Origin of the sequence: Corallococcus sp. RDP092CA (assembly GCF_041903675.1) — a bacterium.
In the GTDB taxonomy this organism is placed as follows: Bacteria; Myxococcota; Myxococcia; order Myxococcales; family Myxococcaceae; genus Corallococcus.
Map to the genome: position 1 here is coordinate 68,742 of NZ_JAYESI010000024.1, position 25,961 is coordinate 94,702.

The following is a 25,961-nucleotide window of genomic DNA, read 5'->3' on the forward strand; positions in this document are numbered from 1 at the left end:
GAGCCCCTGCTCCTGCACTTCCGCGGACTTGGCGGGGCGGGAGGGCCCTGGCACGGGGCTCGCTCTAGCGAAGGGCCGTGGACATCCCGAAGGCCCGTGCACCGCGTCGCAGCCCCTACCTCCTGGCCGCCCTGGGCCTCGCCGCGCTGGTGGCGGTGACCGTGGGCCTGTCCCGGCTGCGCCCCGCCGCGCCCACCGTGGACAGGGCCTCGGTGTGGCTGGACACGGTGAAGCGCGGCCCGCTGGTGCGGCAGGTGAAGGGCACGGGCTCGCTGGTGCCGGAGTCCATCCGCTGGCTCACCGCGGATACCGCCGGCCGCGTGGAGCGCATCCACGTCAAGCCCGGCGCCACCGTCACCGCGGGCACGCTGCTGTTGGAGCTGTCCAACCCGGACGTGCAGCTCCAGGCCCTGGAGGCCGAGCGCCAGCTCGCGAGCGCCGAGGGCGACTTCCTGGAGCTGCGCGAGCTGCTCCAGACGCAGCGCCTGTCCCAGCAGGCCACCGTGGCCGCCCTCACCGCCGAGGCCGCTGACGCCGCCCGCCGCGCCCAGGCGAGCACCGCCCTCTTCCAGAAGGCCTTCGTGGGTGACCTGGAGACGCGCCAGGCGCAGGAGAAGGCGCAGGAGGCCGGCCAGCGTCTGGACCTGGAGCGCCAGCGGCTGGACGTCATGTCCCAGAGCCTGCGCCAGCGCCTGGCTTCACAGCAGGAGCAGGTGGAGCGGCTCGAGGCCGTGGCGCGCTTCCGCCGGCGGCAGGTGGAGTCCATGAAGGTGCACGCGGGCGAGGACGGCGTGCTCCAGGAGCTGCCGCTGGAGCTGGGTCAGTGGGTGACGCCCGGCGTGCTCCTGGCCAAGGTGGTGAAGCCGGAGCGGCTCAAGGCGGAGCTGCGCATCGCGGAGACGCAGGCGCGCGACATCCTCCCGGGCCTGAAGGCGCAGGTGGACACGCGCAACGGCGTGGTGGAGGGCACCGTGGCGCGAGTGGCCCCCGCGGCCAGCCAGGGCACGGTGCGCGTGGAGGTGTCACTGCCAGACACGCTGCCCAGGGGCGCCCGGCCGGACCTCACCGTGGAGGGCACCGTGGAGCTGGAGCGCCTGGACGACGTGCTGTCCGTGGGGCGCCCGGCCGGCGCCCAGGCGGAGAGCACGCTGGCGCTCTTCCGCCTGCTGCCTGGAGGCGACGAGGCGGTGCGTATCCCCGTGAGGCTGGGCCGGGGCTCGGTGAACGAGGTGGAGGTCGTGCAGGGGCTTTCGGAAGGCGATCAGGTGGTGCTGTCGGACATGACCGCGTGGGATGCGGTGGAGCGCGTGAGGCTGCGATGATGACGACGATGACGAACGACCGCGAGGCGAAGGCCGGGGTCCCGGGCGCGGTGCCGGGCCGGGCGCTGCTCCAGCTCGACGGGCTCACCAAGGTGTTCGAGACGGAGGAGGTGGAGACGCACGCCCTCTCCAACATCCAGCTCACCATCCGCGAGAACGAGTGGGTGGCCATCGTCGGCCCGTCCGGCTCCGGCAAGTCCACGCTGCTCGCGGTGCTGGGGCTGCTGGACACCGCCACGCGCGGCAGCTACCTGCTGGACGGCAGGAGCGTGCTGGAGCTGTCGCCCACGGAGCGGGCGAAGGTGCGCAACCAGCACATCGGCTTCATCTTCCAGAGCTTCAACCTCATCGGCGACCTCACCGTCTTCGAGAACGTGGAGCTGCCGCTCACCTACCGGGGCCTGCCCGCGCAGGAGCGCAGGCAGCGCGTGGAGCGGGCCCTGGAGCGCGTGGGCATGGCGCACCGGGCGCGGCACCTGCCGGGGCAGCTGTCCGGCGGCCAGCAGCAGCGCGTGGCGGTGGCGCGCGCCGTGGCGGGAGACCCCCTCATCCTCCTGGCGGACGAGCCCACGGGCAACCTGGACTCGAAGAACGGCGAGGCGGTGATGCAGCTCTTGTCCGACCTGCACAAGGCGGGCTCCACGCTGTGCATGGTGACGCACGACCCGGCGCACGCGCGCATCGCCACGCGCACGGTGAGCCTGTTCGACGGCCGCGTCGTGCAGGACGAACAGCTCCGCTGAAGCGGGGGACTCGGCCATGGAACACCTGCTCGGCGACTTGCGCTACGCGTGGCGCTCCCTGAGGAACGCTCCCGGCTTCGTGGCGGCGGCGGTGCTGACGCTGGCGCTGGGCATCGGCGCGAACAGCGCCGTGTTCAGCGTGGTGAAGGGCGTGCTGCTCACCCCGCCGCCCTTCGCGCAGCCGGAGCGGCTGGTGCTGCTGGCTCCGAACTTCGACGCCTTCGGTCTGAAGGAGGTGTCCAACTCGGTGCCGGAGTACCGGGACATGACCACGCACACGCGGGCCTTCGCGTCGCTGGCGGCCTTCCGGCCCGACGACATGACGCTCACGGGAGGGGATGCGCCCCGGCGCCTGCGCGTCGTCATCGCCACGGCGTCGTTCCTGCCCACGCTGGGCGTCGCGCCGGTGCTCGGCCGGGGCTTCACCGCGGAGGAGGAGACGCCGGGGCAGGATCACGTCGTGGTGCTCACGGACGCCGCGTGGCGCACCTGCTTCGCCAGGGACCCGGAGGTGCTGGGGCGCGTGCTGCGGCTGGACGGCGTGCCGCGCACGGTGGTGGGCGTGCTGCCACCGGGCCACGTCTATCCGGAGGACACGGAGGCGGTGCTGCCCTTCGCGCCGACGCCGGAGCAGCAGGAGGAGTCCCGCCGAGGCAACCGCTTCCTGAGCGTGCTGGCGCGGCTCAAGCCGGGCATGACGCTGGACGGCGCGCGAGCGGACCTGGCGCGCATGGGCGACGCGCGTACGCCGGACCTGGTGGACCAGTACCGGCAGGCGGGGTGGTCCATGAGCGTGACGTCGCTGGAGGACCACGTGGTGGGCGGGGTCCGCGAGACGCTGTGGCTGCTCTGGGGCGCGGTGGGCTTCGTGCTGCTGGTGGCGTGCTCCAGCGTGGCCAACCTGCTGCTCGCGCGGGCGGTGTCCCGGGCCCGCGAGGTGTCCATCCGCGCGGCGCTGGGCGCGGGCCGGACGCGGCTGGTGGCGCAGTTCCTCACGGAGAGCCTGGTGCTGTCGCTGGTGGCGGGCGCGGTGGGGCTGCTGCTCGCGCTGTGGGGCACGGACGCGCTGGTGGCCACGGTGGGCGAGGGCCTGCCGCGCGCCCGGAGCGTGAGGCTGGACGTGGCCTCCGCGCTCTTCACGGTGGCGGTGTCGGTGCTCACGGGCGTGCTCTTCGGGCTGGTGCCCGCGCTCCAGGCCAGCCGCGTGGACCTGCACGCGGCGATGCGTGAAGGCGCCCGTGCCACGGGCAGCCACCGCACGGGCCGGCTGCGCGCCGCGCTGGTGGTGGCGCAGGTGTCGCTCGCGCTGGTGCTGCTGGTGGGCGCGGGCCTGTTCGTGAGGAGCTTCCTCGCGCTCCAGCGGGTGGACGCGGGCTTCGTGCCCGACGGCGTGCTCACCGGCCAGCTGGCGCTGCCCCGGGTGCAGTACCCGGACCGGGCGAAGCAGGCGGCCTTCCAGCAGGCCCTGCTGCCCCGGCTCCAGGCGCTGCCGGGCGTGGAGTCCGCGGGGCTGACGAACGTGCTCCCGCTGGGGGGCGCCATGGACAACAGCTTCGACATCGACGGGCGCCCACGCCAGCCGGGCGAGCTGTGGAAGGCGGTGGAGCTCCGCGCCGCCACTCCCGGCTACCTGAAGGCGCTGCGCGTCCACCTGCGGCAGGGCCGGTTGCTGGAGGACTCGGACGCGCCGGACGCGCCGTGGGTGGTGGTCATCAACCGCTCCTTCGCGGACCTCTTCTGGCCCCGGGGCGACGCGCTGGGGCACCGGGTGAAGCTGCACGGCCAGGACATGCAGTGGGCCACGGTGGTGGGCGTCGTGGACGACCTGCGCGAGTGGGGCCTGGACGTGCCGGCGCGTCCGGCCGGGTACTACGCGCTGTCGCAGCTCCCGTCCGTCTCCATGGGCCTCGTGGTGCGCGTGAGGTCGGGGGACCCGGAGGCGGTGCGGGCCCAGGTGGAGGCGGAGGTGCGCGCGGTGGACGCGGACCTGCCGCTGTTCGACGTGTCCCCGCTCACGCGGCGGCTGGACGAGGCCACGGGGGCCCGGCGGCTGTCCGCGCTGGTGATGGGCCTGTTCGCGGGCGTCGCGCTGCTGCTCGCGGCGCTGGGGCTGTCGGGCGTCATCGCCTTCTCGGTGTCGCAGCGCACGCGGGAGCTGGGCATCCGCATGGCGCTGGGCGCGGCGCGAGGCGACGTGCTGCGGCTGGTGCTGGCGCAGGGCCTGCGGCTGTCGCTCACGGGCGTGGCGGTGGGGCTGTGCCTGTCCCTGGGGCTGGCGCGCCTGCTGGGGTCGCTGCTGTATGGCGTGTCGGCGGACGACCCGTGGACGTTCGGCGGGGTGGCGCTGCTGCTGACCGGGGTGGCGCTGGGGGCGTCGTGGCTGCCTGCCCGGCGGGCGACGCGCGTGGACCCCATCAGCTCGCTCCGGGCGGACTGACGTCCTTTCTTTCTGGCACAGTCGCGCCCCGTGGTGTCCCCCGTGTCCGAACCTCCCGCTCCCCGCCCCACCCGCATCCTCGTGGCCGACGACCAGCCGGACGTGCTGGAGGCGCTGCGGCTGCTGCTCAAGCGCGATGGCTACACGGTGGTGAGCTCGCAGTCCCCCGCGGGCGTGAAGGCCACGCTGGACGCGGAGGACGTGGACCTGGTGTTGATGGACCTGAACTACGCGCGCGACACCACGTCCGGACGGGAGGGCCTGGACCTCCTGGGCGAGCTGCGCGCGCGGGACGCGCTGCTGCCCGTGGTGGTGATGACGGCGTGGGGCAGCGTCGAGGGCGCGGTGGAGGCGATGCGCCTGGGCGCGCGCGACTACGTGCAGAAGCCCTGGGACAACACGCGACTGCTGGCCACGCTGCGCACGCAGCTGGAGTGGTCCCGGGCGCTGCGGCGAAGCCGGCGGCTGGAGGAGGAGAACCAGCACCTGCGCCGCGAGCAGGGCGGACGCTCGCCCATGGTCGGCGAGTCGCGGGCGATGCAGCCGGTGCGCAGGCTCATCGAGCGGGTGGCGCCGGCCTCGGCGCCGGTGCTGGTGACGGGCGAGCACGGCACGGGCAAGGAGGTGGTGGCGCGGCTCATCCACGCGGCGAGCCCGCGCGCGGACCGGCCCTTCGTCGCGGTGAACTCCGGCGGGCTGTCCGAGGGCGTCTTCGAGAGCGAGCTCTTCGGTCACGTGAAGGGCGCGTTCACGGACGCGAAGGCGGACCGCATCGGCTGCTTCGAGCTGGCGGACGGCGGCACGCTCTTCCTGGATGAGATTGGGAACATGCCGCTGACGCAGCAGGCGAAGCTGCTGCGGGTGCTCCAGACGGGGGAGCTGCACCCGGTGGGCTCGTCGCGGACGCGGCGCGTGGACGTGCGCGTGGTGAGCGCGACGAACGTGGACCTGGGCCGGGCGGTGGCGGAGGGGCGCTTCCGCGAGGACCTGCTCTACCGGCTCAACACGGTGGAGGTGCAGCTGCCGCCGCTGCGGGAGCGGCGCGAGGACATCCCGCTGCTCGCGGCGCACTTCCTGGCGGCGCAGGGCCAGCGTTACGGCCGTCCCGACATCCACCTGGCGCCGGGGGCCATGGAGGCGCTCATCGCGTATCCCTGGCCGGGCAACGTGCGCGAGCTGGAGCACGCGGTGGAGCGCGCGCTGCTGATGTCGGTGGGGGACCGGGTGGAGGCGGAGGACCTGCTGCTCAAGCGGATGGGGCCCGCGAACACCGGGAGCGCGCGCCTGGAGGAGATGACGCTGGAGGAGGTGGAGCGCTACCTCATCGAGCGCGCGCTCGGCCGGCACGACGGCAACGTGAGTGAAGCGGCGAAGGCGCTCGGGCTGTCGCGCAGCGCGCTCTACCGGCGGCTCCAGTACTACGGCATCAAGGGCGCCAGGTGAAACGCGGCCCCTCGTCGCCGCACGCTCCGAGCGCCGCGCCGCGTGCGGAGACAGCGCAGGTGTCGTCGCCGCAAGGCCCGAGCGCCGCGCCGCGTGCGGAGGCAGCGCAGGTGTCGTCGCCGCAAGGCCCGAGCGCCACGGCTCAGGCGGACGAGCGTCAGGTCTCGGCACCGCAAGCCTCGCGTGCCATGAACCTCGCGCACGCGCAGGACGCGCACGAACAGAAGTCCCGCGTGCCACACGACCTGCGCATCCTGTGGCTCGCGGTCCTCGCGGGCCTGCCCGCGGTGCTCGTGACGCTCGTGCTCCTCTGGACGGGGGACTTCACCGCCAAGGTGCGCTGGACGCTGTCCGTGCTCGTGGTGGGCGTCCACGCCGGAGCGTGTCTGGCGCTCCGCGAGCGCGTCGTGCGGCCCCTGCACACCGTCGCGGGTCTGCTGGCCGCCCTGCGTGAAGGGGACTACTCCGTGCGCGGCCGGGGCGGGCGCGCCGGAGATCCGCTCGGAGAGGTGCTCCTGGAGGTCAACGCCCTGGGCGACACCCTGCGCGAACAGCGCCTGGGCGCGCTGGAGGCCGGCGCGCTGCTGGGGCAGGTGATGGAGGCCATCGACGTCGCGGTGCTCGCCTTCGACGCCTCCGGCACCCTCAAGCTGGTGAACCGCGCGGGTGCCCGGCTCGTGGGCCTGCCGCGAGCGCAGCTCCTGGGGCAGCGCGCGGATGCCCTCGGCTGGAGCGAGCTGCTGGAGGGCCCCGCCCCCCGCCGCCTCACCCGCGTCTTCGCGCAGCAGGACGGCGGCCCCTACGAGCTGTGGCGCGGCACCTTCCGCGAGGGCGGCCAGCCCCATCAGCTCGTCGTGCTCACCGACCTGCGTCTGGCATTGCGCGAGGAGGAGCGCGAAGCCTGGCGCCGGCTGGTCCGCGTGCTCAGCCACGAAATCAACAACTCCCTCACCCCCATCCACTCCATCGCGGATGCCCTGCGAGGCACCCTCGCCCAGGTGCCGCGTCCCGAGGACTGGGAGGAGGACACCCGTCACGGCCTGGGCATCATCGCCCGCCGCGCGGAGGCCCTGTCGCGCTTCATGTCCGCGCACGCGCGGCTCGCGCGCCTGCCGCCCCCCACCCTGGGACCCGTGGAGGTGGAGCCCTGGGTGCGGCGCGTGGTGGCCCTGGAGCCGCGCCGCCCCGTCGCCGTGCGCCCGGGCCCCGGCCTCACCGTGTCCGGAGACGGAGACCAACTGGAGCAATTGCTTATCAACCTGGTGCGTAACGCCGTGGACGCGGTCCTGTCGGTCGAGGGCGCGGGCGGTGTCTGGGTTTCCTGGGCCGTGCACGCGCCCGGCGCCGTGGAGGTCTGGGTGGAGGACGAGGGCCCCGGCCTCGCCGACACCTCGAACCTCTTCGTGCCCTTCTTCACCACCAGGCCCCAGGGCAGCGGCATCGGCCTGGCGCTCAGCCGGCAGATCGCCGAGGCGCACGGAGGCAGCCTGCGCCTGGAGAACCGCACCGACGGCCGGGGCTGCCGCGCGAGGCTCAGGCTCCCGCTGGACGCTCCGCGCGCGTGAGGCGCTTCTTGGCGGCCTCGGGCCCGGTGGGCGTGGCGGGGGCCGCCTCGGGCTCCGGCAGGGGCGCGGCCAGCCGGTAGAGCACCGCGGTCGCCGCCCAGAAGAACAGCACGCTGAGCCCCACGTGGATCCACCGCGCCCCGGACCACTGCTGAACCGAGCGGGGCAGCGCCTCCACTGCGACGAAGACGCCCATCCACTGCCCCAGCCAGCACAGCCCCGTCACCCACAGCACCCGCTGCCACGACGCCATCCGGGTGCGCCCGAAGGCATACCGGTGCAGGACCCACAACAGCCCCACCGCGCAGCCCCACAGCGCCAGCCGTGTCAGGGAGAGCCCCCGGTGTGAAGGACCCAGCGGGTTCAGCTCCAGCACCCCGAAGCTCGGCGCCAGGATGAGCACCTGCACCAGCAGCACCCGGCGCACCCGCTCCGTCAGTCCCTTGAGGAGCTGCCCATACGTCCAGGTCAGCGCAATCATGGGGCCCTCCTCGGGCACGAATGAGCGGTGCTGCATGAGAAGAACGGGTCGCCCTTTATTTCTTGATTTATTTGGTTGGGATGGACTCCCGGCCTTCCACAACCCAAGCAACTTCCATGGGTTGGATTGACTCCCACAAAGACTATTCAAAGATGGACAGCTCGGAGAGGGAATAGAACTCAGCGGGTGGGGAGGTGCCGTCGTAGGTGAGGGATTCCACGGACATCCGCACGAAGCGCACGGGCCCGGCGCTGGAGAGGGGCACGTCCCGGAAGACGGGCGCCCGCGTGCCCAGGGGGAGCGGGCCGTCTCCGTAGGGGGAGTCTCCGCCGGGGGGCTCGATGTAGTAGTCGAGCTGGGAGACGTACAGGTCGCGCTCCAGGGGGCCCAGGTCCCGCACCGAGACGCGTGCCAGGGCTTGCCACTGCTCGCCGTCCGCGCTGCCCTCCAGGACGAGCCAATCCCTGCCCCCCGTGCCCCACAGGTAGGACAGCCCGCGCACCACCGCGCGGCGGGGCACGCCCGGCTGGGGCAGGGTGATGACGACGCTGTACGCCCGGGGGTCGGTCTCCTTCTCGAAGAAGTCCACGGGGGTGAGCTGGCCATCCGTCCATGGACAGACATCGGGGAAGGACGGCACGCACGTGGCGCCTCGGCTGAGGGGGCGCAGCGCCCCGGCGGGCAGGGGCGCCGCGCCGGTGCGCCACTCCTGGCGGAACTCCACGGAGCCCGACTCGCCGCCCAGGGGCGAGAACAGCCAGCTCCCCACGCTGGCGGCGCGCAGCTGGACGCGGGGGCTAGCGAAGTCCTCCAGCACGTACGGGCTCGGGGTCCACGGCGAGGCCGTGCCTGTCTCGCGCCAGAGCAGCGCATCGCCGGACGTGACCCACAGCAGGGGCTCCGGCGAGGTGGGCAGGATGGGGATGAACTGGCCGCTCTCCCCGTCGAGCAGCTCCAGCGTATCGCCCGTCTCCGGCACGGGCGGCGCCGGGGGCGCGGGAGGGAAGGCCACGCTCGGGCCTTCCTCGCCGATGCTCACGACCGGGTGCGCGTCCCAGGGCTTGAGCGTGGGCAGCTCCACGTCGTCCTGGAAGGAGAACGCGAGCGAGGTCCCGCTGCCGTCCGCGTCCAGCGGCAGCGACAGCCGGAACCGGCTGCGGTTGCTGGAGTTGCTCGTCTCGACGACGGCGTCTCCGTAGAGCACCTCCAGGGTGAAGTCGCCGGAGGCCTCCGGGGTGACGGCGCCGAAGGGCTCGAAGGCGCCCTCCTGGGCGTCCACGAGGCGCTCGAGGGTCAGCGGCTCGCCGGAGCGGGGGGCGCCGTCCCGCCGGAGCGCGCGGCCGTAGGCGAAGATGGGGTCCTCGGGGTAGCGGTCGCAGCCGGTGACGGCGGAGGCCACGAGCGCCAGGGAGGTGACGAGTGCGCGTCGCATGTCAGTAGGTCGCCTTGAGCCCGAGGAGCGGGAGGATGACGGGGATGCGGATGGGGGCGCGGATGGGACTGGCGCCCCGGGGGGTGTCGGGGTCGTCGCCGGACCCGGCGCGGTACTCGTAGGCCACCACCTCCTGCTGCGCGGAGAGGTTGAGCACGTCGAGCGACACGTCCAGGGTGAAGTCCTGGGAGGCCCACGACTTCGCGACGCGCGCGTCCACGCGGAAGAACGGCGCCAGGCGCTGGGTGCGGTCCAGGTCCTGCCGCACCCAATGGTTCACCCCGTCGCCGTCCGACACCCAGCGCTGCGTCTGCGAGGTGATCTGCCCCGTCTCCGGGCGGCCGGTGTTGAAGTGCACCACCGTGCCCACGGTCCAGTTGTTGCCGAACTTGTAGCTGAGCGCGGCGTTGAGCGTGTGCGCCTGCTCGAAGGCGAAGGGCAGCGTGCCCTCCACCGTCTCCAGGACCCGGTTGTCGTCGCCGATGCGGGAGAAGCGCGCCTTCCGCCTGCTCTGCAGGAAGCTGTAGGACACCCAGCCGAACCAGTGGCGGCCCAGCGGGTGGCGGGCCATCAGGTCGAAGCCGTAGGCGTAGCCGGTGGTGGCGGGGGCCTCGCCCAGGCTGCCCCGGCGGCGGCGGTTCTCCGCCACGTCCAGCAGGTCGAACTCCACCGCGCGGGACAGCGGGTTGAAGTACGCGTCCGCGCTCAGCTCCAGTCCCTCGAAGGCCCTCCACTCCGCTCCCACGTCGAGCTGCGCGCCGGACTGGAGGCCGTAGCGCAGGCTCGCGGTGTCGATGGCGGGCACGTGCACGAGCACGGTGGGGGGCTGGTGGTACAGGCCCGCGCCGCCCTTCAACGTGAGGCTGTCCGTCAGCGCGTGGCGCACGGCGAGGCGCGGCTCCACCGCGGTGAAGGTCATGCCCGGCACCAGGTGGTACGCGTCCACGCGCAGGCCCGGCGTCACGGTCCAGCGCTCCGACGGCTTCCACGTGGCGGACGCATACGCGCCGGAGAAGGTGGCCAGCGCGCTGGGGCGCTTGAGCGGATCCGCGTCGTCGGAGGGGCGCCAGCCCGGCGGCCTCGCGGTGCCGGTGAGCGTGGTGGCGGAGCGGCGGTGCTCCACGTCCGCGCCCACGGCCAGCTCCAGCGAGGACGTCAGCGCGCGGCGCCAGCCCGCGCGGGCGGCGAGGCTCGCCTGCCGCAGGCCGTACTCGCCCACCTTCTCGCGGATCAGCGCCTCCCCGGTGCTCCGGGTCCGCTCGCCGCTGAGGCCCAGGCCGTCCCAGCCCAGCGTGACGCCCACCTCGCCCTCTCCGCCCGCCACCGGGTGCGTGCCGCGCAGGTCGATGCGGTGGAAGCGAGACACGACGCCGCCCCCGTCCGCCGCGTCCCGCAGCTCCGGTGCGATGCCCACGTCGTCGGAGCTGCCGAGCGCGAACAGGCGCAGGCGGCCCTTGCCCACCTTCTGCTCGACGCGCGCCTGGTAGTCCCAGAAGCCCGCGCGCAGGTGCTCCGCGTCCGCCCGCTGGAAGGCATTGGCCGCCAGCGAGAGGAGCAGCGCGGAGTAGCTGAAGCGGCCCGCCAGGCTGACGCTGGTGCCGGTGGACTCGAAGGGCTGCTCGATGAAGCCGCCCGCGTTGAGCAGGTCCGCGTACGCGGTGAAGTGCAGCCGGTCCTCGCGCGGACGGCTGAGGCGCCCCTCCACCGCGCTGCCCAGCACGCGGCCGTACTGCACCGGCGGCGCGCCTGGATAGAAGTCCACGGTGTCGATGAAGTCCGGGTGCACCACCGCGGGCCCGAGCAGCAGGTGGTACAGCATCGGGATGCGCACGCCGTCCAGGAAGAAGCCCGTGGCGGCGGGCTGGCTGCCGCGCACCACCGGGTAGCTGATGCCGGACGCGAGGCTGCCCACGCCCGGCATCAGCATCACCACGCGGAACGGGTCGCCCAGCGTGCCGGGCACCTCGCGGAGCTCCTGCTCGTGCAGGCTGATGCGGGTGACCTCCGTGCGCGGGCGCTCGTCGCGCACCACGGTCTCGTAGGGGTTCACCTCGCGCGGCTGGAGCCGGTAGATGACCTGGAGCGTCTGGCCTTGCGTCAGCGTCTCCGTGAACGTCGTCGTCGCGTGGCCCGGCGCGCGGACCTCCAGCGCGTGCGTGCCCGGCGTCACGTCCACCGCGAAGCGGCCCTGCGCGTCCGTGGTGGCGGCGGGCTCGGGCGCGCCGTCCAGGAAGAGCGCCGCGTCGGTCAGCGGGCGGCGCGTGCCGCGCGCGCGCACCTCGCCGGTGACGTGGGTGCTGGAGGCGGGGACCTGCGCGGGCGGCGTGAAGCGGTAGATGAACGGCAGGCGCACCGCCACGGGCGTGCCGGCCAGCGTGGCCGGGGTGAAGCGCAGGCCCGGGGCCGCGGCGAGCGCCGCGTCGGTGAGGCGCGGCTCCGAGGCGGCGCGCACCACCTGCGTCTCCGCGACGCGGCCCTCCACGTCCACCAGCAGCTCCAGCTCCACCTCGCCCGGCGTGCCCTCCAGGCCTTCGGGCCACGCGGCGGGTGCGTCCGCGGTGAGGACCGGCGGCGCGAGCGGGGTGTCGCCCGCGTCGGGGGACAGGCCCAGGCGGGCGGCGTCCTCGGCGGAGAGGGTCTGGCCCGCGTCGGTGGCGTGGACGTCCACCTCCACGGCGCGAGGCTCGCTGGTGGCGGAGGGGACGCCCTGTGCGCGAGCGGTCGCGCAGGCCAGGAGCACGAGCGCCAGCACCAGGTGGACGGCACGGGGGAGGACCATGGGCGAGCGCTTCAACACCGGCCCCCCGCGAAGGTGACACCCGGGCTGGCGCCGGAGCGCTCCGGTCCGGCGCGGACACCGCATGCATTCATGGCTTCGGCTCGAGGCGCCCGTGACCTCCCCGGCCCGGGGCGGAAGTCGGTGCGGACCGGCGGGCGAGCTCGGGGGCGCCTGCTGGCACCCAGCCTGGGGGATGCGCGGCCAGGAGTCGCCCGGCGCTCGCGAGGACCCTGCCACGGCCCCCGCGCCGCGCCAGTCCACCCCAGGGGGTGGCCCGCTGTGCGAACGCGCACGCCCCGCTGTCCCGAGGTGCCGCCCCCTGGAGCTACGGGCTGGGAGGTCATTACACTTTTTCATGTCGAGCGGAAGCCACGGCCAGGGCTTCCGGGGGGAGGGCGCATGCGTACGCCGAAGGACGAACTGCTGCTCCGGGCGATGGACCATGCGTTGTCAGCGCGAACGGTGGAGGCGGTGGAGGCGCTGGCGGAGCTCTATCGGTTGCTGGACGCGGAGCGCATCCCCGAGGACGAGAACTACGCCGTGTTCGCCACGGCGCTGTCGCGGCGGTTGGAGGGCGCGACGGGGGCGCTGCATCCGTACCGGGCCTCGGAGGTGGACGGGGGCGCGCCGCAGATCGAGCTGTTCCGGCGGCTGATGAAGCACCTGCCGCTGGCCTCGGCGGCGGACGCGGTGGCGAACGCGCTGCTCGCGGACTTCCTGCGAGGCCACGCGGAGGCGACGCTGCTGGACGTGGGAATCGGCCAGGGGCGGCAGGAGTGCAACCTGCTGCGGGCGCTGGCGAAGGCGGGCGCGCTGCCCCGTCACCTGACGGTGGTGGGGGTGGACCCGGGCGGCGCGGCCCTGGTGGAGGCGCGCGACGCGGTGCTGGCGGTGGCGGACGAGGTGGGGCTGTCGCTCGAGTTCGTGAAGCTGGAGTCGCCGGTGGAGGACCTGGACGCGGCGACGTGGGCGGCGTTGCGCTCGGTGCGCCGGCCGCTGGTGGTGAACGCGGCGTTCGCGCTGCACCACATCGCGGAGCAGGAGCCGCGCGGGACGGAGGCGCGCGACGCGGTGCTGGCGCGGCTGGCGTCGCTGGGGCCGGTGGGCGTGGTGCTGTGCGAGCCCCACGTGGACCACCACCGCGCACCGGTGCGCGAGCGGCTGAAGAACGCGTGGAGCCACTTCTCCCGCGTGTTCCAGCTGCTGGATACGCTGGAGATGCCGGGCGCGGAGCGGCGCGCCATCAAGCGGTTCTTCGGCCGGGAGGTGGACGACATCGTGGGCACGGTGAACGAGTCGGAGCGGTGCGAGCGCCATGAGCTGGCCTCGGCCTGGTGGGAGCGGTTGCAGCGCGTGGGCTTCACGCCGCGAGGCGGGCTGGAGGCGCTGTGTCCCCGCGACGTGCATCCGGCGGTGGGGCTGCGCAAGGAGGAGGGCACGGTGGGCATCACCTTCCGGGGGGACGTGCTGGTGTCGGTGCTGGCGGCGGTGCCGGGGGAGGGCGCGTGAGCGACCTGGAGGCGCTGGCGCCGAGGGTCATCGCGAGGTGCCGGGAGGTGGGGGTGCGGCTGGCGTTGGCGGAGGCGTGCACGGGAGGGCTGATGGCGGCGGCGCTGACGGAGGTGCCGGGGGCCTCGGCGGTGGTGGAGCGCGGGTTCGTGCCGTACTCGAACGAGTCGAAGGGGGAGCAGCTGGGCGTGCCGCTGGCGCTGCTGCAGGCGCACGGGTCGGTGAGCGCGGAGGTCGCGGGGGCGCTGGCGGCGGGGGCGCTGGAGCGCTCGTGGGCGGACTGGGCGGTGGCGGAGACGGGCATCGCGGGGCCCGGGGGAGGGACGGAGGCGAAGCCGGTGGGGCGGGTGTTCATCGCGGTGCAGCGGCGGGGGCGGGCCGCGGTGGTGGAGCGGCACCTGTTCGAGGGAGACCGGCGTCAGGTGCGGCGGGCCGCGGCGGCGCGGGGGCTGGCCCTCCTCCTGGAGCAGCTGGGCGTGGAGTCCTGAATAGGGGCCCCACCCTCCCGGACGTTGGCACGTCGCCGACGGATGGGGGAGAAGGTTTGACGCAGTCTCACGAAGGGGGCCTCGATGTATCGAATCGACGTGGACCGGGTGGAATCCATCGTGAGCTTCGCGCTGGAGGGCTACATCCGGCTGGAGGAGATGAAGCGCTTCGTCGAGGACCTTCGCGCCGCGACGGATGCGGTGGCGGGGCAGCCGATCAAGATTGAAGCGGACCTGCGCACGTTCCGGCCGGCGTCGCCGGAGGCGGCGGACCTCATCCGGAGGGTGCAGGAGTACGGGCTGCGCTCGGGGGTGACGCGGGTGGCGGAGCTGGTGCAGAACCAGATCGTCGCGTTGCAGCTGAACCGGGTGGCCTCGGGGAGCGGGACGGACAAGATCCTCCGGCGCTTCTGGCAGGAGTCCGCGGCGAGGACCTGGCTGTTGCACGGGGACGCGGAGCTGGGCGTGTCGCTGCAAGGCTGAGCCGAGCGGCCCCGCGGCGCTGCCCCAGGGCCTCAGCCCGTCGTGGTGTCGCTACCCCCACCCCAGCACCAGCCACACCGCGAGCGCCCCATACAGCGGCACGTTGAGCGCCAGCGTCAGCCGGTTGATGCGCTGGAACCGCGCCTGCTCCGCGTCCGCGAACCACACGCCGTCCTCGCCGGTGGTGCGTCCCTCCACGGCCTGGTGGAACAGCGCCGCGTAGGCCACCTCCACGACCAGGCTCGTCAGCACCAGGCCCACCAGCGCCAGCGCCCAGACATCGCGCCGGTCGAGCGCCCCGGCCCACTTCTCCCCGGTGTAGACGAGCCCCGCCCCGACCAGCGCGATGCACCCCAGGTCGTGGCCCACGCCATACGGCGGTCGCCAGTTGCGCGACACATAGAGCATGTAGAGCTCCGCGGCGCCGCGCAGCCACATGGACACCGCGAAGGCGCCCAGCACGACGCGCGCCTCCATCGGCACGGACGCATCCAGCGCCACCAGCGGGCACACCCCGAACCAGAGGAACACCGCGTACAGCAGCCACGCCAGCTTGGGCCCGGAGATGCGCCCGCCTCGGCCGCCCCGCGCGTTCTGCCTGCGCCGGAACGCCACCGCCGCGCCCGCGCACGCCAGCAGCGCCACGACCAGCAGCACCCGCGTCGTCGAAGTGAGCATCAGGAGGAGCGCGACCGGGGATAGTGGTGGGGAAACCGCTCGACGTACCACGCGCGGAGCCGGGGCAGGTGCGCGAGGGACACCTGCGGGTGCAGGTGATGCACCACGTGCATCCCCACGTGCCGGGGCGCCAGGCCCAGCCACCCCCACCACCCGAGCCCATGGTCGCGCGTGCACGCGAACACATCCTCCAGCCGCCGTCCCCGCGCGGGCGTGGCGGTGTGCTCCGCGAGCAGCCGGTGCGCGTTGAGCCCCGCCGCCACCAGCAAGGGCACCCCGTACCCCCACAGCACCGCGGAGGGCCACCGCGCCGCCAGCGCCAGCACGCCCAGGTGGAACAGCACCTGTCCCGCCTCCGCGCGAGCGCACGCCGCCACCTCCGCGTCGCGTGAGAGCACCCGCCCGGAGCGGTCCTGGAGGAACACGCGCGCATACGCCGTGCGCAGCGAAGGCAGCGCCCACGCGCAGAGCCCCACCGGCCCCCGCAGCACCCAGCCGGGAATCACGCCCAGCAGCAGCAGCCACCGCCACGCCGTGCGCAGCCGGCCTCCGTCGGGAGGCTTGCGGTATGGATCCGTGGGCAGGCCCGCGTCGCGGTGATGGCGCAGGTGGTGGTAGCGCATCGCCGCCAGCGTGGACGCGATCGGATGGCCCGCGACGGTCTCCAGCAGACACAGTCGCCAATCGCGCCTTCGCGGAGGCAGGTGGACCGCGTCATGAAGCAGGACGCCCAGGGCATGCAGCCGTCCCGCGACGACGAGCACCGCCAGCGGCGCGAGCACCGGAGGCGCCCACGCCATGACCGCCCAACCCACGGCCATCCCCGCCCACTCCACGGCCGCCAGGCGCAGCAGGCCTTCCGGGGTGGCGGGGACGAGCAGCTCGCGAGGCACCGCCGCGCGGCGAGGCAGGGGAGAGGACATCGTGCGCCAGGACTCCACGCATGGGCGCCGGACGCAAGCCCCGAGCGGATTGGACACCTGGAGACGGGCACGGCACGCTCCGCGCGTGCATCGGGACGGTCAATCATGAGTGTGGATGTGCCGAGGACGCCGGCCCTGGCGGGCACGCGCGTGGAGTGGGGCGGCTGGGTCTTCCCCCGCTGGAGCGACCCGAGGCTGCCCTTCGCGGCGCTGCTCACGCTCTACGGCGTGCTGGGCTTCACCTTCTTCGGCTTCAACCGCAGCCCCGGGCAGATGGCCTTCCTGGTCATCTCCGGCACGCTGCTGGACGCGGCGCTCGGCTGGGTGCTCAAGCGGCGCAAGGAGCTGCCGCTCTCCGCGTACATCTCGTGCTGCTCGCTGGCGCTGCTCCTGAACTACTCGCACGCGAGCACGCTGCTGTGGCTGCCGGTGTGGCTGGCCATCGGCTCCAAGTACGTGCTGACCTTCCAGGGGCGCCACGTCTTCAACCCGTCGATGTTCGCGGTGGCCGTGTCGCTGCTCACCACGCGCGAGCTCATCACCGCCGCGCCCGCCTACCAGTGGGCCAACGGGGAGGTCGCGCTGTCGGCCTTCATCGTGATGGCGGCGCTGGTGCTGTTCTTCTTCCGCGTGGGGCGCGGCTGGCTGGTGGTGAGCTTCCTGGCCTTCTACGCGCTCCAGACGGCGCTGCGCGCGTACATCCTCCGCCACCACCTGCCGCCGGAGGTGCTGTTCCTGGGCACGCTGGGCGCGCCGTCGTTCTTCATCTTCGTCTTCTACATGCTCACGGACCCGGCGACGTCGCCGGCGACGCCGAAGGCCCAGGTGCTCGTGGCGCTGGCCATCACCTGCGTGGACCTGGTGCTGCACCTGAAGGAGAGCGTCTACACGTTCTTCTACGCGGCGCTCACCGTGGCCACCTGCCGCTTCGTGTTCATGCACGCGCGCGAGCTGTGGCGCACCCGGGGCGCGTCGCTGCGCCAGCTCCTCGCCCCGGACATGCTCCGGCGCCTGGGGGTGGTGGGAGGGCTCGGGGCGGTGCTGGGCACGGGCTACGCGGTGACGGAGGCGCAGGGGGAGCGCTCGGCGCCGCTCGCGTTCCACCTGGACGCGCAGGACGTCGCGCAGGCGGGCCTGGCCTCCACGATGGGCCACACGCTGGAGGAGCTGGACCCGCGCGTGGCCCACGTCGCCAAGTGGCTGGTCGCGGTGGGCGACGCGGTGGCCACCGGTGACTTCGATGGGGACGGCAGGCTGGACCTGTTCCTCACGCACCCGCTGGGCACGCCGGAGCACCACGCGGGCCTGTACCGCAACCTGGGCGGCCTGCGCTTCGAGCGCGTCCCCGTGCCCGCGCTGGAGCGCTTCGCCACCCGCTACAAGGAAGAGGGCCTGGCGGGCGGCGGGACGTTCGTGGACTGGGATGGGGATGGGGACCAGGACCTCGCGGTGGCGGTGGCCTTCGGGCCGGTGCGCCTGCTGCGCAACCTGCTGCGCGAGACGGGCACGGCGAGCTTCGAGGACGTGACGGAGGCCGCGGGCGTGACGGACCACGCGGTGAGCCTGGGGCTCACGTTCCTGGACTACGACCGCGACGGGCACCTGGACCTGCTGGTGCTCAACGCGATGACGACGCACCTGCCGGACTACCCGGAGCCCGCGCCGCCGCTCAACCTCTTCAAGCTGCCGGAGCCCGGGTACGCAGGCGACCGCCGCATGCTGCGCTTCATGCACGACGGCTGGCACAACGCGAACAACGGCGGACGCAACGTGCTCTACCGGGGCCGGGGCGACGGCACGTTCGAGAAGCAGGACGTGGAGGCGCTGGGCCTGAAGGAGACGCACTGGTCGCTCGCGGTGAGCACGGTGGACCTGAACCAGGACGGCTGGACGGACCTGTACGTGGCCAACGACTTCGGGCCGGACGACATCTACCTGAACGAGGGCGGCCGGCGCTTCCGTCACCTCGTGGGGAGGCGCTTCGGGGAGATTGGCCGCGACACGTACAAGGGCATGAACGCGAGCGTGGCGGACTTCGACCGCAACGGCTGGTTGGACGTGTACGTGTCCAACGTGCACCACTCGCTCCAGGCGGAGGGCAGCCTGCTGTGGATGGTGGGCCCGGGCGAGGACGCCTTCGTGCCCCGCTTCCAGGACGAGGCCACCTTCCGGGGCGCGCTGAACGAGCGGCGCTTCGGCTGGGGCGCGGCGGCGGGGGACCTGGACGACGACGGCTGGCCGGACCTGGTGCAGGCCAACGGCATGGTGGACGCGCGCCTGGACGCGCCGCGGTGGCGCATCCCGGAGGGGCAGCGCAACGACTACTGGTACGTGAATCACAAGTTGATGCAGTCCGGCCCGGAGGTGCACACGTACGCGGACAAGTGGGGCGACATCCGGGGCCGCGTGCTCTATCCGAACGAGGCGCGCCGCGTGTACCTCAACCTGGGCGACGCGCGTCCGGGGCACTTCGTGGACGTGGCGAAAGAGGTGGGCATCGAGGCGCCGGACAACTCGCGAGGCGTGCTGATGGCGGACCTGGATGACGATGGCGACCTGGACGTGCTCATCACCAACCAGCACGCGCCGGTGTCGCTCTATCGCAACACGCTGCGCGCCAGCGCCACGGACGTGGAGCCGGACGCGCACTTCGTGGGCCTGTCGCTGGTGGGGGACGGCCAGCGCACGCACCGCAGCGCGGTGGGCACGCGCGTGGTGGTGTCCTACGAGGAGAATGGCAGGCGCGTGGAGCAGGTGCGCGAGGTGGGGCTGATGGGGGGCTTCTCCGCGTCCGCGGACCCGAGGCTGCACTTCGGCCTGGGCCATCACGCGGGGCCGGTGAAGGCGGTCATCCACTGGTATGGCGCGCAGCCGCAGGAGGTGACGCTGGAGGCGGACCGCTACCAGGAGGTGCGCCAGCCGCCCGCGCCCACCGCGCTGCGGGGAGGGCCCTGAGGCGATGCTCTCCGCGATGAAGGGCACCACGGTGCGGCGCGAGGACCTGGACGCGGACACCCGGGCGCGGATGCTCGCGCTGATGCAGTGCTGCTACGTGGGCGTGAGCGCCGAGCGCTTCCACGCGGACCTGGACGCGAAGCAGTGGGTGTTCCTGCTGCACGCCCGGCGCACGCGGGAGCTGGTGGGGTTCAGCACGGTGCGGGTGGCGGAGGAGGGAGGGGTGGAGGTGCTGTACTCGGGCGACACGGTCATCCATCCGGACTGGTGGGGCCACAAGACGTTGCAGGTGGTGTTCGGGCGGTTGCTGCTCGCGCGCAAGCTGCGCCGGCCGTGGCGGCCGCTGTACTGGTTGCTGCTGTCGGGCGGGTACAAGACGTACCTGCTGGCGGTGAACTACTTCCCGCGCACGCACCCGCGCCGGGACTGGACGCCGCCGGAGGGACGCGCGGAGTTCCTGCGGGCGCTGGCGACGCGGTGGTTCGGCGCGCAGTACGACGCCGCGCGAGGCACGCTGCGCTTCGACGGGGCTCACTACCGGGTGCGAGATGGCGTCTCGCCCCTCGACCGCGACGCGGCGGCCCACCCGCACATCGCCTACTTCGCGGAGCGCAACCCCGGCCACGCCGAGGGCGAGGAGCTGGTGTGCCTGGTGGAGATCCGCGGCTGGGACCTGGCGAGGGCGCTGGCGCGAAGCGCCTGGGGGCAGCTGCGCCGCTGGGCCCGCCGGGAGCGGGGTGCCTCGCGGATCCGCGTGGGGACGTGACGTGCTGACGTCCCGCGCGATGCTGTCCGCCACGATGGCCGCGCTGACTCCGTCCGCATTGCGCTTCCGTCATGCGCTGCGGGAGCCGGCGGCCGCGCAGGCGGAGTGCATGGCGCGCATCCTCCGCGCGGTGGAGGGCACGGAGCAGGCGGCCCGCGTGGCGCACTTCGCCCGCATCCGCACCGCTCGGGAGTTCCAGGACGCGGTGCCCATCACCACGCCGGACACGGTGGCGGAAGACGTGGAGCGCATCGCGCGAGGAGAGGCGCGGGTCCTCACTCGCGAGCCCGTGCTGCGCTTCGAGCTGTCCGGCGGGTCCTCGGGCGCGTCCAAGCGCGTGCCGGTGACACGGGGCCTGCTGCGCGAGTTCCAGCGCGCGCTCGCACCCATGCTGCACGAGGTCTTCCTGCGCCGCCCCGCTGTGCGCGAGGGCCCCAGCTACTGGTCCATCTCCCCGCTGGGCCGGAGACAGCACCGGACCGAGGGCGGCATCCCGGTGGGCTCTGCGGAGGACAGCGCGTGGTTCCCGCGTCCCTTGCAGCCGCTGCTCTCGCGCGTCTTCGCCGTACCGGGCGCGGTGGGCCAGGCGCCGCAGGTCGAGCCGTGCCGCTACGTGACGCTGTGGTACCTCGTGCGGTGCCCGAACCTGTCGTTGATCAGCGTCTGGAACCCCAGCTTCCTCACGCTGTTGATGGACGCGCTGGAGCGGCACGGCGAGCGGCTCGCCGAGGACCTGGAGCGCGGCACCCTGCGGCCTCCCGAGCAGGACGCGGACGGCATCCCCGTGGCCCAGGACCCTGCCTGGACAGCGCTCGTGCAGGGGCTCCAGGGCGTGCGAGACATCCCGAGCGCCCAGCGGCTGCGTGACGGCCTGTCCTCCACACGCGCGCTGTGGCCAGGGCTCGCGCTCCTGAGCATGTGGACGGACGCTCAGGCCGCGCGCGCCGTGGCGGGCGCATGCCGCCGCTTCCCGGGCGTCGAGGTCCAGGGCAAGGGCCTGCTCGCCACGGAGGGCGTCATCACGGTGCCCCTGTTCGAAGCGCCCGCGCCGGTGCTCGCGGTCCGCAGCCACTTCATCGAGTTCATGGAGCCGGAGCATCCTGAAGCACGCCCGCTCCTGGCGCACGAGCTGACGGCGGGCCGCACCTACGCGGTGCTCCTCTCCACGTCCGGCGGACTGCTGCGCTACCGGCTGGGCGACCTCGTCCGCGTGGAGGGCTTCGTGCACGCGACGCCCTGCCTGCGGTTCCTCGGCCGAGCGGACGCCGTCTCGGACCTCGTGGGCGAGAAGCTCTCCGCCGCGCGAGTGGGCGCGGTGCTGGACGCAGCGCTGGGGCCCACGCGTCCCGCCTTCGCCATGCTCGCGCCGGAGTGGGGGACCCCGCCTGCCTACCGCCTGTTCCTGGAGACGGATCAACCCATTGACGCCATGGCGACGACAGTGGAGCGCGCCCTGTGCGAAGGCCACCACTACCGCTACGCACGGGAGCTGGGACAGCTCGGTCCGGTGCGCGCGGTGCGGGTGACCCAGGGACCCCGACGCTACGAGGCCCGATGCATCCAGCTCGGCCAGCGCGCGGGCGATATCAAGCCCGTGGACCTGCACCGTCAGCCCGGCTGGACGGACTGGTTCGCGAGAGGGACGGGATGACGAAGCCCACGGTGGACCTCGAAGCGGAGGCGGACCTCGCCCGCTGCGGCGCGCTGAGGGACTTCTGGTACGTGGCGTGTCTCTCCACGGAGCTGCCCGCGAACAAGCCCGTCGCGCGCACCGTGTTCGGCACGGGGCTGGTCCTCTTCCGGGGACCGGACGGCGCCCCCACCGCGCTGCGCGACCGCTGCCTCCACCGCAACGCGCGCCTGTCCCAGGGCGACGTGTTCGACGGCCGGCTCGGCTGCCCGTATCACGGCTGGGTCTACGACGCGTCCGGAGCGGTGGTGGAGATCCCCGCGCTGGGGCCCCCCCAACGGGGTGAGAAGCTGGACGCGAACGCCTGCGCGCGCGAAGGGCTCAAGCCCGCGCCCTGTGAGCTGGGCCGGCTCGCGCGCTTCCCCACGCGAGAGCAGGACGGGCTCGTCTACGTCTACCTGGGCGTGGACGTGACGCGCGCCCGCGCCGAGCCCTTCCGAGTCCCTTATTGGAACGAGCGCGGCTGGACCGTCTACTTCATGGTGACGCGCTTCGCGAACGGCGTGACCAACCTGGTGGAGAACTTCATGGACGTGCCGCACACGTCCTTCGTGCACCGGGGCTGGTTCCGCAATCCCACACGCAAACGCGTCCCCTCCACCGTGAAGCGCCACGCGGGCCGGGTGCGCATGACCTACCACCAGGAGGAGGACGCGCTCACCGGCCTGGGGCGGCTGTTCAACCCGCGCGGCCTGCCACTCGTGCACACGGATGAGTTCATCGTCCCCAATGTCACGCGCGTGGACTACCAGTGGGGTGACAGCGGCTTCGCCATCAACTCACAGTGCACGCCCATCGGGCCCACGGACACGCTCGTGTACACGGCCATCAGCTACCGGCTGCCGGTGGACGTGCCGGGCGCGTGGGTGGGGCGGGCGCTGACGCCGCTGGTGCGCTGGTACACGCGGCAGGTCATCCAGCAGGACGTCCGCATCATGGAGACGCAGCGCCAGGGGCTGACGGATGGCCCCGGCGGCGGCGTGTACTCGGGCACGGAGGCGGATCTGCACCACGCGGACATCGAGGCGTACCGCCGCTGGCTTCGCGAAGGCGCGCACGGCCCCGGCCCCGAGGACGCGGAGCGCGACGTGGTCTTCTGGGTCTAGGTCGTGCCGGAGGCCTGCTCCTCCTCGGTGCCCGAGGTGGGAATCAGGGCCACGCAGTACCCGGAGAAGAAGGTCGCCCCCAGGAAGACCCAGTGCAGCAGCTCCAGGGTCAGCGGGAATGGCGGCGACGGCAGGTGCTCATGCAGCCACATCAGCGTCGCCATGGCGTTGGACGCATGGCATGCCACCGCGAGGACCAGCGCGACGCAGATCTGCACCACCAGCGACCACGTGCTGGTGGCGGAGGTCACCCTCCGGACCCGGTCCCCCAGCTGCGCGAGGATGCGCGGCTGCACGACCTGCCGGAAGAGCGCGCCACTGGCCAGGCCCAGCAGCAGCGGGCCCGCGATCTCGATGATGGCATTGAACGCATCCATGGCCGCGACCATGCCAAAGGGTTCGCGGCCCGTGCAAATCCACTCACCCCATGCGTCGCAGGCCCGGCAGGTCCTCGGGGCGGATCACCCAGCGCGGCGGCTCCGGTGGCGACGTGCGCGTGCCCACCTGCGTCGCGGGGAAGCCCTCCACCAGCGCGTAGTCCGGGAACACCGCGCGCGCCTTCACCAGGCTGCCCGCGGCCACGTGGCAGCCCTTCCCCAGGTGGCTGCCCTCGCAGAGGATGGCGCCGGGCTCCACCACCGTGCCCGCGCCCAGGTTGCACGCGTGCAGCACGCAGCCCGGGCCCACCACCACGCCCTCGTCCAGCACCAGCATCGTGTCCGGTTGCAGGTGCAGCACCGTGTTCTCCAGGATCTGCACCCGCGCGCCAATGCGCACCGGACCGTTCATGTCGCCCGTGATCTTCACGCCCGCCCCGATGATGGCGCCCGCGCCGATGACCACGTCGCCGGAGACCTCCGCGGAGGAGAAGAGGGTGGCGGTGGGGTGGACGAAGGGATGTCGGTCGCGAAAGGCGTAAAGCTGTCCCATGGGAGCGTCCTCGGCGCGGTCGCGCGCGGAGAAGGGGGTCAATGGAGCGGCGGGGAGCGACAGGTCGCCGCCCCAGCGCTGTTGCAGGTAGGTCAGGTCCTCGGAGGAGAGCATCCGCAGGACCTGCCCCGGCCGGCCCAGCACCACGGATTGATCCGGCACCGCCATGCCGGGCGGCAGCACGGCGCCCTCGCCCACCAGGCAGCGGTCGCCCAACGTCACCCCCGGCATCAGGATGGCGCCGTCGCCGATGTCGCACAGCGACCCCACGCGCGCGCCCATCACGAGCGAGCGTCGACCCAGCACGGTCTTCTCGCCGATGGCCGAGGGGCGCTCCGGTGTGCCCACCACCACCGCGTCCTCGCGCAGGGTGGAGAAGGCGCCCAACATCACGGAGCCTCCCACCGAGCGCACGACGGCGCCCCGGGAGATGATGGCTCCGGGGCCCACCTGCGTGGTGCCCAGCAGTCGCGCGGACGAAGCCAGGGTGAAATGAGGACCCACCGCGGTGGGCTGGAACGTAGCGGTCGCGGATGAGGAACTCATTGGGATGCGGAAAGCTACTCCTGGCTCTCGGAAGGGCATGTTGTACGAAGGCACGACGATGCCGTCCGGCAGCCGACGCTCGTTCGCCGGCTCGACGAGGGTGGGTGCGGCATCCTCGGATGTCAGGAGTGGGAGTCGGATGGCGTAGGAACCCGCGTCGCTGGGCGCCACGTGTGGGCGTTTCGCGGTAGGAACCCCCCTCGCTCTCGAAAGGCCTCACCCGTGGAAGAGACACCCCTGGCGGACCGCAACGCCCAGGCCCCCGAGCCTGTGGCCGTGGGAGGCCCCGACACCGTGAAGAAGGGGCCGTGGTCCCTCGTGAAGGAGGCCCTGCACGGCACGGAGCAGGACCTGACGCGGCTGCCGCTCGGGCGAGCCATCTTCCTGCTGGCCGTGCCCATGGTGCTGGAGATGTGCATGGAGTCGGTGTTCGCCGTGGTGGACGTCGCCTTCGTCGGCCGGTTGGGCGCGGAGGCGGTGGCCACGGTGGGGCTCACCGAATCCATCCTCACCCTCATCTACGCGGCCGGCATGGGCCTGAGCATCGGCGCCACGGCGATGGTGGCCCGCCGCATCGGAGAGAAGGACGCGGAGCGGGCGGGGCGCACGGCGGTGCAGGCGGTTGGCCTGGGCGTGGTCATCTCCTCGGTGCTGGCCGTGGCGGGCATCGTCTTCGCGCGGCCGCTGCTGGCGGCGCTCGGCGGCTCGCCGTGGGTGCTGGAGCACGGCGTGGGCTACACGCGCGTGATGATGGGCGGCGTGGTGAGCATCCTGCTGCTCTTCCTCATCAACGCCATCTTCCGGGGCGCGGGCGACGCGGCCATCGCGATGCGCGTGCTGATGCTGGCCAACGGGCTCAACATCGTGCTCGCGCCGTGTCTCATCTTCGGCTGGGGGCCGTTCCCGGAGCTGGGCGTGGTGGGCGCGGCGTGGGCCACCACGCTGGGCCGGACCGCGGGCGTGGGGTACCAGCTCTTCCGGCTGACGCGGTCGCGCGGCCGGCTCCAGGTGCGACGCGAGCACCTGTCGCTGGAGCCCGCGACGATGCTCGCGATGCTGCGGCTGTCGGGCGCGGGCATGGTGCAGACGCTGGTGAGCACCTCCAGTTGGGTGGTGCTGGTGCGCATCGTGTCGTCGTTCGGCAGCACGGCGCTGGCGGGCTACACCATCGCCATCCGCATCACGCTGTTCGCGCTGATGCCCGCGTGGGGCCTGGGCAACGCGGCGTCCACGCTGCTGGGGCAGAGCATGGGCGCGGGGGACCCGGACCGGGGCGCGAAGGCGGTGTGGCTCGCGGGCAGATACAACCTGGTGGTGCTGGGCAGCATCGGCGTGGGGTTCTTCGTCTTCGCGCACCCGCTGCTGGGGGCGTTCACGACGGACGCGGCGGTGGTGGACGCGGGGGCCACGGCGCTGCGCATCTTCAGCTTGAGCTTCCTGTCGTGCGCGTACGGCATGGTCATCACCTCCGCGTTCAACGGCGCGGGGGACACGCGCACGCCCACGCTCATCGACCTGGGGTGCCTCTGGGCGCTGGAGCTGCCGCTGGCGTGGGTGCTGGCCCATCCGGTGGGCCTGGGCGTGGTGGGCGCGTACTGGTCGGTGCCGGTGGCCTTCGCGGTGATGTCCGTGCTGGGCATCGTCCTGTTCCGGCGCGGGCGCTGGAAGACGCGCGTGGTGTGAGC

At 73.1% G+C, this 25,961-nt stretch carries 20 protein-coding genes; 13 read left to right on the top strand and 7 right to left on the bottom strand.

The window, feature by feature from the left end:
• Positions 1-77 precede the first annotated feature (77 nt).
• The 5 genes from U8525_RS24140 (at position 78) to U8525_RS24160 (ending at position 7,510) form a co-directional block, all read left to right on the top strand.
• A complete protein-coding gene (locus U8525_RS24140; protein WP_374268657.1) occupies positions 78-1,322 on the top strand; it encodes an efflux RND transporter periplasmic adaptor subunit in 1,245 nt (414 codons plus the stop codon).
• Positions 1,322-2,065: an ABC transporter ATP-binding protein gene (locus U8525_RS24145; RefSeq protein ID WP_374268709.1), complete on the top strand. Its 744-nt coding sequence runs from the start codon at positions 1,322-1,324 to the stop codon at positions 2,063-2,065. The genes U8525_RS24140 and U8525_RS24145 overlap by 1 nt, the downstream gene beginning before the upstream one ends.
• Positions 2,066-2,081: 16 nt before the next feature.
• Positions 2,082-4,502, top strand: a complete 2,421-nt coding sequence (locus tag U8525_RS24150; protein WP_374268658.1) for an ABC transporter permease — start codon at positions 2,082-2,084, stop codon at positions 4,500-4,502.
• 30 nt (positions 4,503-4,532) lie between these two features.
• Positions 4,533-5,945: a sigma-54-dependent transcriptional regulator gene (locus U8525_RS24155; RefSeq protein ID WP_374268659.1), complete on the top strand. Its 1,413-nt coding sequence runs from the start codon at positions 4,533-4,535 to the stop codon at positions 5,943-5,945.
• 188 nt (positions 5,946-6,133) lie between these two features.
• A complete protein-coding gene (locus tag U8525_RS24160; protein ID WP_374268660.1) occupies positions 6,134-7,510 on the top strand; it encodes a PAS domain-containing sensor histidine kinase in 1,377 nt (458 codons plus the stop codon).
• On the opposite strand, the gene U8525_RS24165 is transcribed toward U8525_RS24160, so the two are convergent.
• From U8525_RS24165 to U8525_RS24175, 3 genes are all read right to left on the bottom strand, one after another.
• Positions 7,479-7,991 (bottom strand): hypothetical protein, encoded by a 513-nt coding sequence (locus U8525_RS24165; protein ID WP_374268661.1) that lies wholly within the window; start codon positions 7,989-7,991, stop codon positions 7,479-7,481. The genes U8525_RS24160 and U8525_RS24165 overlap by 32 nt on opposite strands.
• A gap of 142 nt (positions 7,992-8,133) precedes the next feature.
• Positions 8,134-9,423, bottom strand: a complete 1,290-nt coding sequence (locus tag U8525_RS24170; RefSeq protein WP_374268662.1) for a hypothetical protein — start codon at positions 9,421-9,423, stop codon at positions 8,134-8,136.
• A gap of 1 nt (position 9,424) precedes the next feature.
• The gene (locus tag U8525_RS24175; protein WP_374268663.1) at positions 9,425-12,202 is read right to left on the bottom strand and encodes a TonB-dependent receptor domain-containing protein; all 2,778 of its coding nucleotides are present in this window, start codon (positions 12,200-12,202) and stop codon (positions 9,425-9,427) included.
• A gap of 399 nt (positions 12,203-12,601) precedes the next feature.
• Between U8525_RS24175 and U8525_RS24180 the strand changes: the two genes are divergently transcribed.
• The 3 genes from U8525_RS24180 to U8525_RS24190 all read left to right on the top strand — a co-directional run bounded on the left by U8525_RS24180 (position 12,602) and on the right by U8525_RS24190 (position 14,682).
• Positions 12,602-13,711, top strand: coding sequence for a GRAS family protein (locus tag U8525_RS24180; RefSeq protein ID WP_374268664.1), 1,110 nt, complete (start codon positions 12,602-12,604; stop codon positions 13,709-13,711).
• Positions 13,708-14,199 carry a CinA family protein gene (locus U8525_RS24185; RefSeq protein ID WP_374268665.1) on the top strand — a complete coding sequence of 164 codons (492 nt, stop codon included), beginning with the start codon at positions 13,708-13,710 and terminating at the stop codon, positions 14,197-14,199. The genes U8525_RS24180 and U8525_RS24185 overlap by 4 nt, the downstream gene beginning before the upstream one ends.
• Before the next feature lie 84 nt (positions 14,200-14,283).
• Positions 14,284-14,682, top strand: coding sequence for a hypothetical protein (locus U8525_RS24190; protein ID WP_374268666.1), 399 nt, complete (start codon positions 14,284-14,286; stop codon positions 14,680-14,682).
• 51 nt (positions 14,683-14,733) lie between these two features.
• Here the strand turns inward: U8525_RS24190 and U8525_RS24195 are convergent, their stop codons facing one another.
• Together U8525_RS24195 and U8525_RS24200 are read right to left on the bottom strand one after the other, a co-directional pair.
• The gene (locus U8525_RS24195; protein ID WP_374268667.1) at positions 14,734-15,360 is read right to left on the bottom strand and encodes a hypothetical protein; all 627 of its coding nucleotides are present in this window, start codon (positions 15,358-15,360) and stop codon (positions 14,734-14,736) included.
• On the bottom strand, positions 15,360-16,283 hold the full coding sequence (locus tag U8525_RS24200; protein ID WP_374268668.1) for a fatty acid desaturase: 924 nt from the start codon (positions 16,281-16,283) through the stop codon (positions 15,360-15,362). The genes U8525_RS24195 and U8525_RS24200 overlap by 1 nt, the downstream gene beginning before the upstream one ends.
• Before the next feature lie 105 nt (positions 16,284-16,388).
• On the opposite strand from U8525_RS24200, the gene U8525_RS24205 reads away from it, so the two are divergent.
• The 4 genes from U8525_RS24205 to U8525_RS24220 are packed head-to-tail and all read left to right on the top strand — an operon-like array spanning position 16,389 to position 22,800.
• Positions 16,389-19,238 carry an FG-GAP-like repeat-containing protein gene (locus tag U8525_RS24205; RefSeq protein ID WP_374268669.1) on the top strand — a complete coding sequence of 950 codons (2,850 nt, stop codon included), beginning with the start codon at positions 16,389-16,391 and terminating at the stop codon, positions 19,236-19,238.
• 4 nt (positions 19,239-19,242) lie between these two features.
• On the top strand, positions 19,243-20,004 hold the full coding sequence (locus U8525_RS24210) for a hypothetical protein (protein ID WP_374268670.1): 762 nt from the start codon (positions 19,243-19,245) through the stop codon (positions 20,002-20,004).
• 19 nt (positions 20,005-20,023) lie between these two features.
• On the top strand, positions 20,024-21,655 hold the full coding sequence (locus U8525_RS24215) for a GH3 auxin-responsive promoter family protein (protein WP_374268710.1): 1,632 nt from the start codon (positions 20,024-20,026) through the stop codon (positions 21,653-21,655).
• Positions 21,652-22,800: a Rieske 2Fe-2S domain-containing protein gene (locus U8525_RS24220; RefSeq protein WP_374268671.1), complete on the top strand. Its 1,149-nt coding sequence runs from the start codon at positions 21,652-21,654 to the stop codon at positions 22,798-22,800. Before U8525_RS24215 ends, U8525_RS24220 begins: the two co-directional genes overlap by 4 nt.
• Here the strand turns inward: U8525_RS24220 and U8525_RS24225 are convergent.
• Together U8525_RS24225 and U8525_RS24230 are read right to left on the bottom strand one after the other, a co-directional pair.
• Positions 22,797-23,177, bottom strand: coding sequence for a hypothetical protein (locus U8525_RS24225; RefSeq protein WP_374268672.1), 381 nt, complete (start codon positions 23,175-23,177; stop codon positions 22,797-22,799). The genes U8525_RS24220 and U8525_RS24225 overlap by 4 nt on opposite strands.
• Before the next feature lie 43 nt (positions 23,178-23,220).
• The gene (locus U8525_RS24230) at positions 23,221-24,276 is read right to left on the bottom strand and encodes a DapH/DapD/GlmU-related protein (protein WP_374268673.1); all 1,056 of its coding nucleotides are present in this window, start codon (positions 24,274-24,276) and stop codon (positions 23,221-23,223) included.
• Between the two features lie 222 nt (positions 24,277-24,498).
• On the opposite strand from U8525_RS24230, the gene U8525_RS24235 reads away from it, so the two are divergent.
• Positions 24,499-25,959, top strand: coding sequence for an MATE family efflux transporter (locus U8525_RS24235; RefSeq protein WP_374268674.1), 1,461 nt, complete (start codon positions 24,499-24,501; stop codon positions 25,957-25,959).
• The last annotated feature ends 2 nt before the right edge of the window (positions 25,960-25,961 follow it).